Genomic DNA, 15,358 nt, shown 5'->3' with positions numbered 1-15,358 from the left:
GCGATGGAATCGGTTCGTTACGGTTCGCGGGTTCCGGGGCCGGGGGGTGCGGGGGGTTCGGCCGGGCCGGGGGCGGCGAGGTCGTCGACGGCCTCGGCGGTGACGACGGCGCCGGTGGAGCGTTTGCCGCGGCGCAGCCGGCGTTCGAGCCAGGAGGCGAAGGTGGTGAGGGCGATGTTGAGGAGGACGAAGAGGACGGCGACGACGGTGAAGCAGGCGATGGTGTTGGCACCGTAGTTGGCGCTCATGGGGCGGACGGAGGCGAGGAGTTCGGCGAAGCCGAGCATGGCGCCGCCGAGGGCGGTGTCCTTGACGATGACGACGAGCTGGCTGACGAGGGCGGGCAGCATGGCGGTGACGGACTGGGGCAGGAGGACGTACGCCATGGTCTGGCCCTTGCGCATGCCGATGGCCTTGGCGGCGTCGGTCTGTCCGGCGGGCAGGGCGAGGATGCCGGCGCGGACGACCTCGGCGAGGACGGAGGCGTTGTAGAGGACGAGGCCGGTGACGACCGCGTACAGGGGGCGGGTCTCGGGGCTGATGTCGGTGAACTCGGCGTAGGCGGCGTTGGCGAAGAGCATGAGGATGAGGACGGGGATCGCGCGGAAGAACTCGACGACGGTGCCGGCGCCGGCGCGGACGGTGCGGTGGTCGGAGAGGCGGGCGATGCCGAGGAGGGCGCCGAGCGGCAGGGCGAGGACCATGGCGAGGGCTGCGGCGACGACGGTGTTCTTCAGGGCGGGCAGCAGGTATGTCTGCCAGATCCGTCCGTCGGTGAAGAAGGGCTCCCATTTGGCCGCCTCCAGCTGGTTCTTGGCGGCGAGTCCGGCGATCACCCACCAGACGACGGCGGCGAGGGCGGCCAGGAAGAGCACGGTCCACAGCAGGTTGCGGCGGCGGGCGCGGGGGCCGGGGACGTCGTAGAGGACGGTGGCGGACTCGTCCTTGGCGGCGCGGCGCCCGCCCGTGCGCGCCTGTCCGGGGCGCCTCACCGTTTGACCGCCACTTTCCTGGCGAGCCGGCCGAGGAGGAGGCCGGTGGGCAGGGTGAGGCAGATGAAGCCGAAGGCGAAGATGGCGGAGACGAGGATGAGCTGGGCCTCGTTCTCGATCATCTCCCGCATGAGCAGGGCGGCTTCGGCGACGCCGATGGCGGCGGCGACGGTGGTGTTCTTGGTGAGGGCGATGAGGACGTTGGTGAGGGGGCCGACGACCGACCGGAAGGCCTGCGGAAGCACGATGATCCGCAGGATCTGGGGGAAGCTGAGGCCGATGGCACGGGCGGCCTCGACCTGTCCGAGGGGGACGGTGTTGATGCCGGAGCGCAGTGCCTCGCAGACGAAGGCGCTGGTGTAGGCGGTGAGGCCGAGGACCGCGAGCCGGAAGTTGATGGTGGTGAAGCGGTCGGCGCCCATGCTGATGCCGAGGGTCTGGAAGAGGCCGAGGGACGTGAAGACGATGATGACGGTGAGGGGGATGTTGCGGACGACGGTGACGTAGGCGGTGCCGAAGCCCCGCATGAGGGGGACGGGCCCGACGCGCATGGCGGCGAGCAGCGTCCCCCACACCAGGGAGCCGAGGGCGGACCAGAAGGTGAGCTGGACGGTCACCCAGAAGGCGCCCAGGAGGTCGTAGCCTTCGAGGAAGTCGAACACGGCGGCCGGCTCAGTCGACGATCACGCCGATCTTCGGGGCGGGTTCGTTCTGGTAGTTCGCCGGTCCGAAGTTCTTCTCGACGGCCTCGTCCCAGGAGCCGTCCTCGACCATCTTCTCCAGGGCGGTGTTGATCTTGCCCTTGAGGTCGCTGCCCTTCTGGACGCCGATGCCGTAGTTCTCGTTGCTCAGCTCGAAGCCGCCGAGCTTGAACTTGCCCTTGAACTCCTCCTGGGCGGCGTAGCCGGCGAGGATGGAGTCGTCGGTGGTGAGGGCGTCGATGACGCCGTTCTCCAGGCCGGTCAGGCACTCGGAGTAGCCGCCGTACTCCTGGAGCTGGGCGTCGGGGGCGATCTCGTCCTTGACGTTCTGCGCGGAGGTGGAGCCGGTGACGGAGCAGAGCCGCTTGTCGTTGAGGTCGGACGGCTGCTTGATGGAGTCGTCGTCCGCGCGGATCAGCACGTCCTGGTGGGCGAGGAGGTAGGGGCCGGCGAAGTCGACCTTCTCGGCGCGTTCGTCGTTGATCGAGTAGGAGGCGGCGATGAAGTCGACGTCGCCGCGCTGGAGCATGGTCTCGCGGTCGGCGCTCTTCGCCTCCTTCCAGACGATCTGGTCGGGCTCGTGGCCGAGTTGCTTCGCGATGTAGGTGGCGACGTCGACGTCGAAGCCGGTGTAGGTGCCGTCGGGGGTCTTCAGGCCGATGCCGGGCTGGTCGAACTTGATGCCGATGGTGATCTGGTCGTCGTCGTCGTGGTCGGCGGGGACGGCCCCCTGGGCGAGGGAGGCGGTGCCGAGGGCGAGGACGACGGCGGTCGCGGAGGCGACGAGGGTCCTGGTGGTCCTGAGCGGGTTCATGTGATCACCCCGTGGGGGCTCAGTGGTGGAGGATCTTGGAGAGGAAGTCGCGGGCCCGGGCGGTGCGGGGGTTGCCGAAGAACTCGTCGGGGGTGGTCTCCTCGACGATCCGGCCGTCGGCCATGAAGACGACCCGGTTGGCGGCGGAGCGGGCGAAGCCCATCTCGTGCGTCACGACCACCATGGTCATCCCCTCCTGGGCCAGCTGCCGCATGACCTCCAGGACCTCGTTGATCATCTCGGGGTCGAGGGCGGAGGTCGGCTCGTCGAAGAGCATCACCTTCGGGTCCATGGCGAGGGCGCGGGCGATGGCGACGCGCTGCTGCTGGCCGCCGGAGAGCTGCGCCGGGTACTTGTCTGCCTGGGCGGCGACGCCGACCCGGTCGAGCAGGGTGCGGGCGCGTTCCTCGGCGGCCTTGCGGTCCTTCTTGCGGACCTTGATCTGTCCCAGCGTGACGTTGTCGAGGACGGTCTTGTGGGCGAAGAGGTTGAAGGACTGGAAGACCATGCCGACGTCGGCGCGGAGCCGGGCGAGTTCCCTGCCCTCGGCGGGCAGCGGGCGGCCGTCGATGCGGATCTCGCCGCTGTCGATGGTCTCCAGGCGGTTGATCGCCCGGCAGAGGGTGGACTTGCCGGAGCCCGACGGGCCGATGACGACGACGACCTCGCCGCGCCGGATGGTGAGGTCGATGGACCGGAGCACGTGGAGGGTCCCGAAGTGCTTGTCGACCCGGCGGAGGACGACGAGCGCGTCGCCGTCGTCCGGGCCGGGCGCGTCGCCGCGGTCCGGGCCGGGACCCTTCGGGTCGGGCACTTCCGGGACGGGCATGTCACCCTCCTGGCTCACGTCCCCTGCGGCCGTTTCCTCCTCGGTCTCATGCTCCGCCCTGCTCCGTCCGGACGCACGCCGGGCAGTGCCCGGGCGGATCCCGCGCGCCGCCGCCTGCGGACCGGCCGTGGTGGGCGGAGACTGGGAGCGGAGCCGTACGCGCGAGGAGGAGGGTCCGCCATGAGGAGTGCCGCACCCAAGGTCAGTACGCTGCCGGTGGAGCACCGCGAGCGGCTGATGGCCTTCGCCGAGGACGTGTACTTCGAGTCCGGTGACCGGCTCTTCGAGGAGCAGCAGCACGCGGAGCGGTTCTGGATCGTGAAGACGGGCGCGGTGACGCTGGACGCCAAGGTGCCGGGGCGGGGTTCGCCGGTGATCGAGACCCTGCGCCACGGTGAGCTGGTGGGCCTGTCCTGGCTGTTCCCGCCGTATCTGTGCCAGTCGGGGGCGGAGGCGATGACGCCGGTCCGGGCGTACGAGTTCGACGCGACGGCGGTCCGGTCGCTGTGCCGCACGGACGAGGGGTTCGGGGCGGCGGTGTACTTCTGGGTGGGGTCGATCCTGGCGCACCGGCTCCAGGTGACCCGGGTGCGTCTGCTGGACCTGTACGCGCCGCACGGCAGCGGGATCATGGCCTGAGACGGGGCGGCGCACGGGCGTTGACCTCTCGCGGCGGTGGCCGTACGGTCCGGGCGGTCGCCCGTCCCGTACCGCTCCCCCGGCGTCAGGAGCACCACATGGCCCCGCCCGGTCCCGGCACGGCGCCCGTCCGGCGGGCGTGGCGGCGACGGCGCCCGTTCGGCGCGGGGCTCGCGCCGGCGCTGGGCGGCGCGGAGATCCTGCTGGTGCAGCGGGCCGGGCCGGACGTGCTGCTGTCGGCGGGGGCCGACGTGCGGTACGGGCTGCCGCTGCTGATGTGCGGCTGCGGGGCGCTGGTGGTCCTCCATCCGCGCGGGCGGCGCCGGTACGCGGTCGTCGGCCTGCTCGCCTCGCTCGGCTCCTGGGTGGCGTCCGACCTGGGCGGGTTACTGGTCGGCATGGCGCTGGGGGTCGCCGGCGGTCTGCTCGCCCTCGGCGGCCCGTCGGGCCGGGACGGCGCGACCGCCCCGGGGTGATCTTCGCCGCACCCGGGCCCGTGGCCGGTCCGGGGTGGCTACCCGGCGGTACGGTGGCGGACCTGGCGACGGGCGGGAGGCCCCGATGACAGCACCTGCGAACGCGCGCGAGGCCCTGGCCCTCGTCACCGACGACTTCACCGAACTCCCTGCCGCCGAGGGCCCGTACGAGGGCGACGGGCCGCTCGGCTGGCCCGGCCACGGCCGGGCGAGGGCCGAGGCCGCCGCCCGTTCGGGCGCGTCCGAGTCGGTGGTCTGCGGCACCGGCACGGTGGGCGGTACGCGGACGGTGCTGGTCTCCTTCGAGTTCGGCTTCCTCGGCGGCTCGATCGGCGAGGCGACCGGCGCCCGGGTCGCCGCCGCGCACGCCCACGCCCGGGCGCACCGGCTGCCGGTGACGGTGCTCCTCGCGACGGGCGGCAGCCGGATGCAGGAGGGGATGCGGGCGCTCGTCCAGCTCCAGCGGCTGGCCGGGGAGTCGGCGCTGACCCGGGCGGCGGGGCTGCCGCAGCTCGCGGTGCTCCGCGATCCGACGACCGGCGGCGGCTGGGCCACCCTGGGGGCCGGTTCCGACGTGGTCCTCGCGCTGCCGGGGGCGCAGGTCGGCTTCGCGGGGGCCCGGGTGCGGCCGCGGGACGCCGACCCGGCGGCGTACACGGCGGAGTCCCAGTTCGCCCACGGGCACGTGGACGCGGTCGTCCCGCCCGGGGAGCTGCGGGCGGTGCTGGGCCGCTGGCTGGCGCTGCTCACCCGCCCCGCCGGGGGCCCGGTCCCGCCGCCGTACGCGCTCGGCGGCACGGCACCGTCCGCGACCGGGCGGGAGGCGGTGGCCCGGTCCCGCCGGCCGGAGCGGCCGCGCGCCGACCGGTATCTCGCCGAGGTGTTCACGGAGCGGGCGGAATTGTCCGGCGACCGCGCGGGCGGCACCGATCCGGGCGTCCGGTGCGGCTTCGGCCGTCTCCCCGACGGGCGTACGGCCGCGTACGCGGCGCAGTGCGGGACCGCGACCCGGCCGGCCGGTTTCCGTACCGCCGCCCGGCTGGTGCGGCTGGCCGGCCGGCTCGGGATCCCGGTGCTGACGCTGATCGACACCCCGGGCGCCGCGAACGACGCGGAGGCGGAGCGGGCCGGTGCCGGGCCGGCCATCGCGGAGCTCTTCGGCGCCGTCGCGGAGGCGCGGGTCCCGGTCACCGCGCTGCTCATCGGCGAGGGCGGCTCGGGCGGGGCGCTGGCGCTGGCCGCGCCGGGGCGCACCTGGGCGACCCCGGACGCGTACTTCTCGGTGATCGCGCCCGAGCTGGCCGCGGCCGTCCTGAAGAGGCCCCCGGAGGAGGTGGACGTGACGGCCGACCGGCTGCGTCTGCGCCCGGACGACCTGGTGGAGCTGGGGGTGGTGCGCGGGGTGGTCGGCGCCCCGCCGGCGGGTCCTCCCGGCGGGGCGCACTGAACGGGCGGGGGCGGGCCCCGGTGGTCCGGTGGGCCGGGACCGTGATCCCGGGGCCCTCGGTGGTTCAGTGGCCGAGCTTCTTCTTCAGCTCGGCCTTGTTCATCTGTGACCTGCCGTGCAGGTTGCGGCGCTGGGCCTCCGCGTAGAGCTGGTCGTAGGTCGGTCCCTCGGAACCGCTGTGCGAGCGCTTCCCGCCGCGCCGCGACGACGACATGTCCTGGGTCGAGCTCTTGCTCGCGGTCTTCGACTCGCCCGAACGGGCCCGTTCCTTGTTCACGGTGCGAGCGGCGATCTCCTCCGCGCGCTTCTGGCTCTCGCCGCGGTCCAGCGCGCTCTCCTTGATGTGCTCGTACTGCCTCTCGCGCTTGGCGTTCGATCCGCGGGGCATCGCGGGCTCCTTTCGTCGGTGTCAGTCGTCGGGCCTGCCGCCAGCCGCGTGCCGCCGGGTCCAGCGGACCACCATCCGCAGCAGCAGGATCAGCGTCACCACCCAGGCGGCGGCGAAGGCCCAGGTCAGCGCCGGGCTGGCGGTCGCCACGGCGAGGACGAGCAGGGCCAGCGTCGCGGCCCCGAGCGTCAGGGCGCCGAGGCGGCCCCCGCCGAACCGGGGCCGGGGAAGGCGGAGGGGCGGCCGGTGTCCGGCCATGCGCCGGGCGAGGCCGTCGTCGGTGCTCAGGTCCTCCTCGATCTCGGCGAGTACGCGCCGCTCGTACGCGGAGAGCCGGGCCTCTTCCATAGCGGGCACCTCCTCCGGTCCTGGTCCCCCACCGGCGGCGGGGTGGTCCCGCCCCGGCGGCTACCCGCTCCGGGCGTCTTCAGACAGCCCGAGCGCTGGGGTCCGCCGACGGGAAGGGGACCTCGCACCAGACGGTCCGGCCGTGTTCCCGGGGCACCGAGCCCCAGGCGGCGGCGAGCCGCTGGACCAGATAGAGGCACGCCGTGGAGGGCTGCCCCGCGTGGTGCTCGTCCTGGGGAAGGGGGCGGCCGGGGGCGGTGTCGCTGACCTGGACCCAGACGCCGTCGGCGGAGCGGTCGAGGCGGAGCTCGTAGGGGGCTCCCCCGCGCCGCAGGGCGTGGCCGACGAGTTCGGTGACGAGCAGCAGCACGTCGTCGGCGGCCGTCCGGGCGGCCGGGGAGAGCGGTCCGTACCAGTCCCTCACCGCCTGCGCGGAGAGGTCACGGAGCCGGGCGGCCGTGCCCGGCCCTCCGCCGAGCACGTACCGCCGGGAGCGGGCCACTGCGCGGTGGCTCCTGTCACGTTGCGCCATATACGGCGGCTGACCGTGACGTGGGGTGCGTAAACGGGCTTATGGGTGAAAAAATCCCAGATGGGAATGCTTCTTACGAGGACGTTCAACCGGCGGGCCGGGATGCCGCCCTCTTTCCGAGGCGGCGCCGGCCCATCGGAACCGTCGATGGGAACATGCCATGACCGCCAGAGCCACATACGCACCGTCGGAGCGCAGGCGCGACGACGGTCGTCCGCACGCGGCGGCCGTCCGGCGCCGGGCGCTGGGGGGACTGTCCGAGCCGGAGAATCCGACCGAGGCGACGACGGACGACGCCCGGACGCTGTCCGTGGCACTCTTCCGGCGGCTCCGTGCCCTCGACGAGGGCACGCCGGAGCACGCCTACGTCCGCAACACCCTGGTGGAGCTGAACCTGAGCCTGGTGAAGTTCGCCGCACGGCGCTTCCGCGGCCGCCCCGAGCCGACCGAGGACATCGTGCAGGTGGGGACGATCGGTCTGATCAAGGCGATCGACCGGTTCGAGCCGGAGCGCGGCGTTGAATTCTCGGCCTTCGCGCTGCCCACCATCGTCGGCGAGATGAAACGATTCTTCCGAGACACCGGCTGGGCCGTACGGGTGCCGCGCCGCCTCCAGGAGCTGCGGATCGACCTCGCCAAGGCCTCCGACGAGCTGGAGCAGCGGGACGGCCACCGGCCCGACCGGACGGAGCTGGCCGAACGACTGCACCTGACCCCGGACGAGGTGTCCGAGGGCGAGCTCGCGGCCAACGCCTACACGGCCCACTCGCTCGACGCGCCGGTCGGCGACGACGACTCCGACCGCGCCCCGCAGGGCAGCTCCGGCCGGCGGACCGCCGTCGAGGAGCCCGCCTACGAGCTGATCGACGACCTCGCCTCGCTGCGGCCGCTGCTGGAGCGCCTCGGCGAGCGCGACCGGCTGATCCTCTCGCTGCGCTTCGGCGAGGAGCTGACGCAGGCGGAGATCGGCGAGCGGGTCGGCCTCTCCCAGATGCACGTCTCCCGGCTGCTCGCCCGGATCCTCGGCGAACTCAGGAGCAGTCTGCTGGAGGACGGTGCCACGGAGGACGGGACGGCCGCCTGACCTCCAGCCACACCACCTTGCCGGGGGTCTCGGGCCCCCGGTCGGAGGTGCCCCAGTCGCTCGCCAGCCGGTCGAGGACCATCAGACCGTGACCGCCGGGCAGTGAGGGCGAGCGGGGCGCCATCCGCCGCGGGTGCCGGGGACTCCGGTCGGCGACCTCGACGCGGAGCAGCCCGTCGGCGTGCCGGAGCACGAACTCCTCCGGCCCCCCGCCGTGCAGACAGGCGTTGGTGACCACCTCGGAGACCATCAGCAGCACGTCCTCGACGCGCTCCCGGGCGCGCGGGCTCTCGGCGGGGATCCAGCCCCAGTCGGCGAGGGCCCGCGCGGTGAAGTCGCGGCAGCGGGAGACCGCTCCCGTGCTGCCGTGCAGCAGGAGCCTGCGGGTCTGCGCGGGTGTCCCGTCGCCCTGGGTCATCTCGCCCTCCCACACGGCCGGAGGGCCCGTCACGCCGGGCCCTCGGGGCGGGCGTCGCCCGTCCCGTCGGCTGCGAGGGCCGTGGCCACGTCGGCGTACACCTGGAAGACGTGGAGGGCCCCGGTGATCCGGAACATGCGGTCGACGGGGGGCCGCAGCCCGGCGAGGTCGAGGCGCGCTCCGGCCTCCAGGGCCCGCGAGCGGGCCCTGAGCAGCAGGTTCAGGCCGGTGGAGTCGCAGAAGTCGAGTCCGGCGCAGTCGACGACGATGCGGGCCGCGTCCTCGTGCTTCTCCAGGGCGGTGCGCAACGGCTCGACCGTGTCGTGGTCGAGCTCGCCGAGCGGGACGACGACCACGGTGTCGGTTCCCCAGGCGGTCCGGACCTCCACCGAGAACCGGCCGGCCCGGCCGGCCGTCGGCTCCTCTCCGAGCCCGTTCCGCTCGCTGTCCATGCGCGCCTCGCCTTCACCGGGTACGACCATTTTCGGTCAGCCCGACGCAAACGGCGAGGAGAACCGGCCCGGCGGAGGAGGACGGGATCGAGCGCCTTCCCGCGGCGGGGTTCAGACGGTGGCCGGCGGCGGGGTCCAGCGGCTCTTGCGGGACACGCCCCCGTCGACGCCGTACTCCTTCCTCAGGTGCTCCGGGATGGCGTAGTGCATCACGCGGCCCCGGGTGAGCGTGGACAGCTCGAAGACCGAGGTGAGGTGGCCGAGCCGGTCGAGCGCCCAGGCGGCGAACGGCGAGGCGTCCTCCACCGACTCCAGGACGCCGAGCAACGCGGGCACGGCCTTCACCGCGGTGTCCCAGCGGCTGCGGGGCACGCCGAGCCAGTCGCCGCAGGTGTCGCCGACGAGGTGGCGGATGAGGGCCGAGACGACCGGGTCGAAGAGGGTGCCGGGGACGACCTCCTCGTACAGGTCGATCAGCTGCCGGGTGAGCAGGACGCCCTCCTCCGAGGGGGCCATGTACCGCAGCAGGTAGAGGTCGAGGTAGCGGCGTGCGTCGTCGAGGGTCCTGGGCACGGCGCCCTGGTCGACGCCGAGCATCGCGCCGACGACCCGCCAGGCGTAGTAGTACGCCTCGGCGCCCTCGGTGGACATGTGGATGCCCAGCCGGTGGAGGCTGTCGAGGACGAGCATCGAGAAGAACATCTGCCCGCCGATCATGTCCTCCTGGCAGATGGGCACGCCGTCGGCGGCGGTGTCCCAGCGGTCGGAGCGGATCAGGTGGTGGCGGATGGAGGCGTGCAGGAGGCGGACCTTCTGGGCGGCGGGGACGAACCGTCCGCCGGCCTCGAAGGCGTCGGGCCGCATCAGGTAGACGGTGAACTGGCCCGTCTCGGCCATCCGCTTGCTCGGGTAGCGCAGCCCGTGGGTGGCGGAGAGCAGCCGGGCCACGCGCGGGACGACGTAGCAGGCGGGCATGGCGGCGAAGGAGAGGGCGGTGTTGATGTGGACGTTGTTGTCGGTGAAGAAGAGCCGGGCCTTCTCCATCTCGTTCCAGTCGACCCAGGCGGGCGGGACGGCGGTGGCCTCCAGGTACTCGCGGGCGACGTCGGGCAGGCCGGCGGGCAGCTCCTGGCCGGAGACGGAGACGTACCGCATGAGGGAGTTGAAGAGGCCGACCTCGCCCCGCTCGAAGAGGGTCGCGACGACCGCGTCGGCGAGCTCGTCGCCGCTGTGGCGCAGGGCGTCGAGGGACGCCTCGGTGGGCGTCGTGGTGGTGGTCACGGGTGCGCTCCAGGGTCGGTTCGGGGCGGTTCGCGGTCGGTGGGGTGGCGGCGGGACGGCGGCGGGGGGGGCGGTTCAGTGGTGCCGGGACGGCCGGGCCGCGGGCCGTGGTCGGTTCAGTGGTGGCGGACGGCGGCGCGGTGGGCCAGGTCGGTGAGGGCGCGGCGGGCGGGGCCGGGCAGGTCGAGGTCGTCGAGGGTGCGGACGGCCTCCTCGACGCGGCCGGCGATCATCCGCTCGACGCGGGCGGGCGCGCCGAGTTCGGTCATGAGCGCCCGCACCTCCCGCAGCCCGTCGTCGTCCGGCGGTCCGTCCCCGTCGAGGGCGCCGCGCAGCAGCGCGCGCTGGGCGGGGTCGGCGGCGCTCCAGGTCTCGGCGAGCAGCACGGTCGGCCGGGCGGTGCGGAGGTCGTCGAGGGGGGCCTTGCCGGTGCGCGCGGGGTCGCCGAAGAGGCCGAGCAGGTCGTCGCGGAGCTGGAACGCCTCGCCGAGCGGCAGCCCGTACCGGGAGAGCCCCTCGCGGAGCGCGGCGGGGGCGCCGGCCAGCAGGGCGCCGAGGAGGAGGGGCTGTTCGACGGTGTACTTGGCCGTCTTGTAGCGGATCACCTTGAGGGAGGTGCCGGTGTCCGGGAGGCCGCCGGTGTGCAGGATCTCCAGGGCTTCTCCGGCGACGAGTTCGCGGGCGAGGGCGGCCCAGAGGGGGCGGCCGCGGGAGAGGTACGCGGCGGGCAGCCCGGACTCGGCGTAGAGGCGGCCGGCGAGGGCCATCAGGTGGTCGCCGAGGAGCAGGGCGAGGGCGCGGGCCGCGGCCCGTGGTCGCCGGCGGGGCTGCGGCAGCGCCGCGAAGGCGTGGTGGGCGGTGGGGCGGCCGTGCCGGAGCGGGCTGTCGTCGATGAGGTCGTCGTGGACGACGGCCGCCGCGTGCACGAGTTCCATGGCGGCGGCGGCCCGCATCAGGGCGTCGCTGTCGGGCTGTCCGGCGGCGCGCCAGCCCCAGTAGCAGAAGGCGGCGCGGAGCCGTTTGCCGTGCCGGGCGGTGGTGCGGAGGGCCTCGGCGAGCGGGTCCAGGGCGTCGTCGACGGCGAGGAGTTCGGCGGCCTCGTCGTCGAGGAAGCCGGCGAGGACGGTGTCGGTGCGGGCCTTGAACGCCTCCGGCGCCCAGACGTCACTCATCGGGGGTCGCCACGGCGGCGGCCCGGCGGGCGAGGGACTCGCGGGCCAGGACCTCCATGTGGGCGAGCCCGCCGGTGCCCTGCCCGCCGGGGGCGAGGCGGTCGAGGGCGAGCCGGCCGCGGGCGCGGAGGTCGGCGGCGGCGTCCTGGGCGAGGTCCGCGGAGTCGGACCGGCCGAGCAGGGAGCGGAACGAGCCGACGGCGGTGCCGAGGGTGTCCACCATCAGGTCGGCGAGGCCGGCGACGAGCAACAGGGCCTGCTCGTCGGGGCGTCGGTCTCGGTCGGTGCGATCGGTCATGCCGGCCGGCTCCTGGAGGAAGGGGGTGGGAGGCGTCCGCGAGGGGCGCGTACCCGGCCAGGATGGACCATGGGCGGACCGTGCCGACGGTCCGCTCACTCGTTCAGGTGATCATGGTCGGGAGTCCGGGCGGGCGGGCCCCGGCATGGGGTGTGGTTGATCTTTCCGCAGGCACCCTGTACGTGATGTCCATGATCCGGATATCCGCTCGCCCCCTGTCGCGTGCGCCCCGCCGCGCGCCCCGGGCCGCCCTCGCCCTCTCGGTCACCGCGCTGGTGACGGCGACCGCCTGCCGGTTCGGGCCCGGGCGGGTCTGCACGCTGATCGGTTCCGACTCCGGCGTCTCGGTGGGATGGGACCCGGCGGCCTACCCCGACGGCGCGCTCTTCCGCCTCTGCGCGGACGGGGAGTGCCGGGAGCGCGAGTCGCTGCGGGAGTTCCCGTTCGGCTCGCTCCAGGTGCGGATGCCGGAGGAGGACGGGCCGCGGGAGGTGGCGGTGAGCCTCTCGGTGACCGACCCGGCCCGGGGCGGCCGGGTCGTCCACGACGGCGCCGCTCGGGTCACCCTGCGGAAGGTGACCCCGAACGGGGAGGGCTGCGGACCCGTCGTCTGGCAGGCGGCGGTCCGCGCCGATCCCCGGGACGGCCTGACCCCCGCCGCGGTCTGACCCGCGGTGCCTACGGGACCCAGTGGTTGCCGGAGACCGTGATCATCACCTGGAGCTGGATGCTGGCGGAGAAGTAGCTGCTCGTGTCGACCGGCGTGGCGAGCATCTTGTTCCACAGCGCGTCGAGCCACGCCTGGCTGCCGGAGTCGGTCATGGCGGCGACGGCGAAGGGGGCGAAGAAGGCGGCCTCGCTGCCGGCGGAGATCTGGGTGCCGTTGAGCTTGTAGCCGATGCCGATCTTGTTCGGGTCGCCGCCGGTCTTGCCCTTGATCCAGGTGTTCAGCTTGCGCGCCGCGGCGAGGGACTTGGCGTCGCCGCTGGTCACGGCGTCGTCGGCGATGCGCCAGGGGGTACGGCAGGCGTTCCACCAGTACTGGCCGTCGTTGGGGTCCTCCAGGACCTGGTTCGGGGCCGGCCTGGGGCTGGTGGCGGTGTCGACGACGAAGTCGGGGAGGAGCCCGGTGCCGGGGGCGTAGCCGGACTGGAGGTTGGCGATCTGCGTCTGGTGGGCGGTGCGGACGGCGTCCCAGGTGGTGTCGCCGGAGGCGGCGCGGAAGGCGCGGAAGTGGTCGACCATCCAGTCGGAGGTGCGGGAGATGTAGTAGTACTGGTCGCCGGAGCTGGACCAGTCGCCGAGCTTGAGCAGCTTGGTGGTGGGGTTCAGCTCGTCCTTCTTGATGGCGGCGATGTGCTTGAGGGCGAGCGCCTTGTAGTCGTACGTGCCGCCGCTGCCCCACTGCTTGTCGGCGAGGAGCAGGCCGTAGGCGACGTCCATGTCGCCGTCGGTGGCGCCGTCCCCGCCGTTGACGCTGCGGCAGTTGACGTCCTGTTCGGCGGCGAGGAGGTCGGGGTTGACGGACGACGGGTGGTCGAGCTTCCACTTGACCAGACCGTCGAAGATCTTCTTCGCGTCGGGGTCGGCGCCGGCCATGGTGGCGGTGACGACCATGCCGTAGCCCTGGGCCTCGGCGACGTACGGGTGGTCGGCGTCGGGCGAGATGACCTGGTACCAGCCGTTGCCGCAGTTCTGCCGGACGAAGGCGGACTTCCAGCGGTTGTAGTAGTCGACGACCTTCTGGTCGAGGGCGGCCTGGGTGCCGGAGGGCTTGAGCATGCCGGCCGCGTAGGGCCTGAGGTGGCTGCCGAAGGGGACCGCCGGGCCGGTGCCGCCGCCTCCGCCGGTGGGTGCGCCGTAGACCTGGAACTCCCAGAGCGAGTAGCCGTACGGGGTGCCGCGTCCGGTGCCGTACATCCGGACGTAGCGGCCGCTGCCGGAGACGGCGAGGTCGTCGACGGCGCCGTCGCCGGTCGTCGTGGTGTAGACGTCGGTCCAGGTGGAGCCGTCGGCCGAGGTCTGGATGCGGTACGTCTTCGCGTACGCGGCCTCCCAGTCGAGCTTCACCCGGGACAGGGTGTGGTGCGCACCGAGGTCGATCCGGATCCACTGGGGGTCGACGCCTTCGAGGCTGGCCCAGCGGGTGGTGGTGCTGCCGTCCACGGCGAGGGCGGGGCCGAAGCCGGAGCCCTCGACGGACGAGGAGGTCGCGGGCTTGCCGGCGGAGACGAGGCTGTCGGCGGCGTCGGCGCTGGTCCCGGGGAGGACGGTGAGGGGCAGGGCCAGCAGGGCGGCGAGTCCGAGCGGGACGGCGCCGCGCGGTATGCCCCGGCGGGGAACGGCGGTGTCTGGGCTGGCACTTCGTGTGAGGAGGCTTCGTCGGCGCATGACAACTCCCTTTCACTTCACGGCCATCGCTCGTTAGGAAACGTTCCTAACCATCGGCGCGCCGAGCGTAGAGAGCGGCGGGGGCCCCGCGCAAGACCTCTGCGCGCGGCCCCCTCCGGGCATGGCCGGTAAGGCTACTGAGGGAGCGTCAGGGCGCGGGCCAGGGCGGCGGCGAAGCCGTCCGGGTTGTCGAGCATCATGTTGTGCCCCGCGGCCGGCACCTCCAGGACGGGGACGCCCATCGCCGCCGCCTGCTCCGCCGCCCGGTCCGGCAGGCTCTTCTCGCCGACCAGGAACGCGCGGGGCATCGTGAGCGCGCCGAGCACGTCGCCGGCCTCCGGGTCGCCGCCCGCGACGAGCGCGACCGCGCACCGGTGCACGGCCCGCGGGTCGGCGAGCCGCAGCCGCGCCGCGTAGTCGGCCCGGTCGGCGAGCGCCAGCATCCTGGCGAACCCCTTCCCGACGAACTCCTCCTCCGTCTGGCGCGCCACCGGTGTGCTGAACGCGCCTCCGCCCGCGTACAGGTTGGGCTCCGCGACCACGAGCCGGGCGATCCTCCCGGGCCGGGCCGCGGCCAGGTGGAGGGCGACGGCCCCGCCCATGGAGTGGCCGACGAGGTGGACGCCGGTCAGGTCGAGGTGGTCGAGGAGCGCGGCGACCGCCGCGGCCTGCCCCTCGGGCCGGTAGTCGAAGTCGGCGGGACGGTCGCTCAGTCCGTGCCCGAGCAGGTCGACGAGCAGGGCGCGGCCGCCGCCCAGCGCCGGGTGAGTGGCGATGTGCGCGAAGTCGGAGGCGGCCGTGCAGCCGAGGCCGTGGAGGTAGACGCGGACGGGGCCGTCGCCCCGGAGGTCGAGCCACCGCAGGTACGCCCGGTGGTCCGGCAGGAAGAGTTCTCTCATGCGGCCACCCTACGAACGCGCCGACCGCGCCCGGCGGCCGGAGCCACGGGTGCACGACCGGCGACCGGAGCCACGGGTGCACGACCGGCGACCGGAGCCGCGGGTGCACGACCGGCGACCGGAGCCGCGGGTGCACGACCGGCGACCGGAGTCACGGGTGTGCGACCGGCGGCGGTCCGGGCTGCGCTACGGTGGCC

Annotated in this window: 19 protein-coding genes; 5 read left to right on the top strand and 14 right to left on the bottom strand. The window is 73.8% G+C overall.

What is annotated here, in order from left to right:
* Positions 1 to 17 precede the first annotated feature (17 nt).
* From ABFY03_RS34355 to ABFY03_RS34340, 4 genes are read right to left on the bottom strand one after another with little or no spacing between them, the layout of a single operon-like run.
* Entirely contained in the window at positions 18 to 992 is a 975-nt protein-coding gene (locus ABFY03_RS34355; RefSeq protein WP_319009944.1) for an amino acid ABC transporter permease, read from the bottom strand.
* Complete coding sequence (locus ABFY03_RS34350) at positions 989 to 1,654, bottom strand: amino acid ABC transporter permease (RefSeq protein ID WP_319009943.1); 666 nt, start codon at positions 1,652 to 1,654, stop codon at positions 989 to 991. The genes ABFY03_RS34355 and ABFY03_RS34350 overlap by 4 nt, the downstream gene beginning before the upstream one ends.
* 10 nt (positions 1,655 to 1,664) lie before the next feature.
* Positions 1,665 to 2,507, bottom strand: coding sequence for a glutamate ABC transporter substrate-binding protein (locus ABFY03_RS34345; protein ID WP_319009942.1), 843 nt, complete (start codon positions 2,505 to 2,507; stop codon positions 1,665 to 1,667).
* Positions 2,508 to 2,526: 19 nt separating this feature from the next.
* Positions 2,527 to 3,336: an amino acid ABC transporter ATP-binding protein gene (locus tag ABFY03_RS34340; RefSeq protein WP_319009941.1), complete on the bottom strand. Its 810-nt coding sequence runs from the start codon at positions 3,334 to 3,336 to the stop codon at positions 2,527 to 2,529.
* A 180-nt stretch (positions 3,337 to 3,516) separates the two neighbouring features.
* On the opposite strand from ABFY03_RS34340, the gene ABFY03_RS34335 reads away from it, so the two are divergent.
* The 3 genes from ABFY03_RS34335 (at position 3,517) to ABFY03_RS34325 (ending at position 5,898) form a co-directional block, all read left to right on the top strand.
* Positions 3,517 to 3,975 carry a Crp/Fnr family transcriptional regulator gene (locus tag ABFY03_RS34335; protein ID WP_319009940.1) on the top strand — a complete coding sequence of 153 codons (459 nt, stop codon included), beginning with the start codon at positions 3,517 to 3,519 and terminating at the stop codon, positions 3,973 to 3,975.
* 98 nt (positions 3,976 to 4,073) lie between these two features.
* Positions 4,074 to 4,451: a DUF6114 domain-containing protein gene (locus tag ABFY03_RS34330; protein ID WP_346171810.1), complete on the top strand. Its 378-nt coding sequence runs from the start codon at positions 4,074 to 4,076 to the stop codon at positions 4,449 to 4,451.
* A gap of 85 nt (positions 4,452 to 4,536) precedes the next feature.
* On the top strand, positions 4,537 to 5,898 hold the full coding sequence (locus ABFY03_RS34325) for a carboxyl transferase domain-containing protein (protein ID WP_319009938.1): 1,362 nt from the start codon (positions 4,537 to 4,539) through the stop codon (positions 5,896 to 5,898).
* Positions 5,899 to 5,962: 64 nt separating this feature from the next.
* Here the strand turns inward: ABFY03_RS34325 and ABFY03_RS34320 are convergent, their stop codons facing one another.
* The 3 genes from ABFY03_RS34320 to ABFY03_RS34310 form a co-directional block, all read right to left on the bottom strand.
* Positions 5,963 to 6,286 (bottom strand): hypothetical protein, encoded by a 324-nt coding sequence (locus ABFY03_RS34320; RefSeq protein ID WP_031007533.1) that lies wholly within the window; start codon positions 6,284 to 6,286, stop codon positions 5,963 to 5,965.
* Between the two features lie 21 nt (positions 6,287 to 6,307).
* Positions 6,308 to 6,634 (bottom strand): DUF3040 domain-containing protein, encoded by a 327-nt coding sequence (locus tag ABFY03_RS34315; protein WP_346171809.1) that lies wholly within the window; start codon positions 6,632 to 6,634, stop codon positions 6,308 to 6,310.
* A 79-nt stretch (positions 6,635 to 6,713) separates the two neighbouring features.
* Positions 6,714 to 7,136 carry an ATP-binding protein gene (locus ABFY03_RS34310; RefSeq protein ID WP_346171808.1) on the bottom strand — a complete coding sequence of 141 codons (423 nt, stop codon included), beginning with the start codon at positions 7,134 to 7,136 and terminating at the stop codon, positions 6,714 to 6,716.
* Between the two features lie 190 nt (positions 7,137 to 7,326).
* On the opposite strand from ABFY03_RS34310, the gene ABFY03_RS34305 reads away from it, so the two are divergent.
* Positions 7,327 to 8,250, top strand: a complete 924-nt coding sequence (locus ABFY03_RS34305) for a SigB/SigF/SigG family RNA polymerase sigma factor (RefSeq protein WP_346171807.1) — start codon at positions 7,327 to 7,329, stop codon at positions 8,248 to 8,250.
* On the opposite strand, the gene ABFY03_RS34300 is transcribed toward ABFY03_RS34305, so the two are convergent.
* The 5 genes from ABFY03_RS34300 to ABFY03_RS34280 form a co-directional block, all read right to left on the bottom strand.
* Entirely contained in the window at positions 8,198 to 8,701 is a 504-nt protein-coding gene (locus tag ABFY03_RS34300) for an ATP-binding protein (RefSeq protein WP_346171806.1), read from the bottom strand. The genes ABFY03_RS34305 and ABFY03_RS34300 overlap by 53 nt on opposite strands.
* A complete protein-coding gene (locus tag ABFY03_RS34295; protein ID WP_346171805.1) occupies positions 8,698 to 9,120 on the bottom strand; it encodes an STAS domain-containing protein in 423 nt (140 codons plus the stop codon). Before ABFY03_RS34295 ends, ABFY03_RS34300 begins: the two co-directional genes overlap by 4 nt.
* Before the next feature lie 111 nt (positions 9,121 to 9,231).
* The gene (locus ABFY03_RS34290) at positions 9,232 to 10,401 is read right to left on the bottom strand and encodes an oxygenase MpaB family protein (protein WP_346171804.1); all 1,170 of its coding nucleotides are present in this window, start codon (positions 10,399 to 10,401) and stop codon (positions 9,232 to 9,234) included.
* 116 nt (positions 10,402 to 10,517) lie between these two features.
* A complete protein-coding gene (locus tag ABFY03_RS34285; protein ID WP_319009931.1) occupies positions 10,518 to 11,573 on the bottom strand; it encodes a polyprenyl synthetase family protein in 1,056 nt (351 codons plus the stop codon).
* Entirely contained in the window at positions 11,566 to 11,871 is a 306-nt protein-coding gene (locus tag ABFY03_RS34280; protein WP_319009930.1) for a polyprenyl synthetase, read from the bottom strand. Before ABFY03_RS34280 ends, ABFY03_RS34285 begins: the two co-directional genes overlap by 8 nt.
* 185 nt (positions 11,872 to 12,056) lie before the next feature.
* Here ABFY03_RS34280 and ABFY03_RS34275 point away from each other — a divergent pair, with 185 nt between their 5' ends.
* Positions 12,057 to 12,539, top strand: coding sequence for a hypothetical protein (locus ABFY03_RS34275; RefSeq protein WP_346171803.1), 483 nt, complete (start codon positions 12,057 to 12,059; stop codon positions 12,537 to 12,539).
* A 10-nt stretch (positions 12,540 to 12,549) separates the two neighbouring features.
* Here the strand turns inward: ABFY03_RS34275 and ABFY03_RS34270 are convergent, their stop codons facing one another.
* Positions 12,550 to 14,262 (bottom strand): glycosyl hydrolase family 8, encoded by a 1,713-nt coding sequence (locus ABFY03_RS34270; RefSeq protein WP_346171802.1) that lies wholly within the window; start codon positions 14,260 to 14,262, stop codon positions 12,550 to 12,552.
* A gap of 134 nt (positions 14,263 to 14,396) precedes the next feature.
* Complete coding sequence (locus tag ABFY03_RS34265; RefSeq protein WP_319009927.1) at positions 14,397 to 15,161, bottom strand: alpha/beta fold hydrolase; 765 nt, start codon at positions 15,159 to 15,161, stop codon at positions 14,397 to 14,399.
* Positions 15,162 to 15,358: the final 197 nt, after the last annotated feature.

The sequence above is a fragment of the Streptomyces roseofulvus genome (assembly GCF_039534915.1).
GTDB lineage: Bacteria > Actinomycetota > Actinomycetes > Streptomycetales > Streptomycetaceae > Streptomyces > Streptomyces roseofulvus.
The sequence above is the reverse complement of the archived record's forward strand: the minus strand, read 5'-3'. Positions and strand labels throughout refer to the sequence as shown.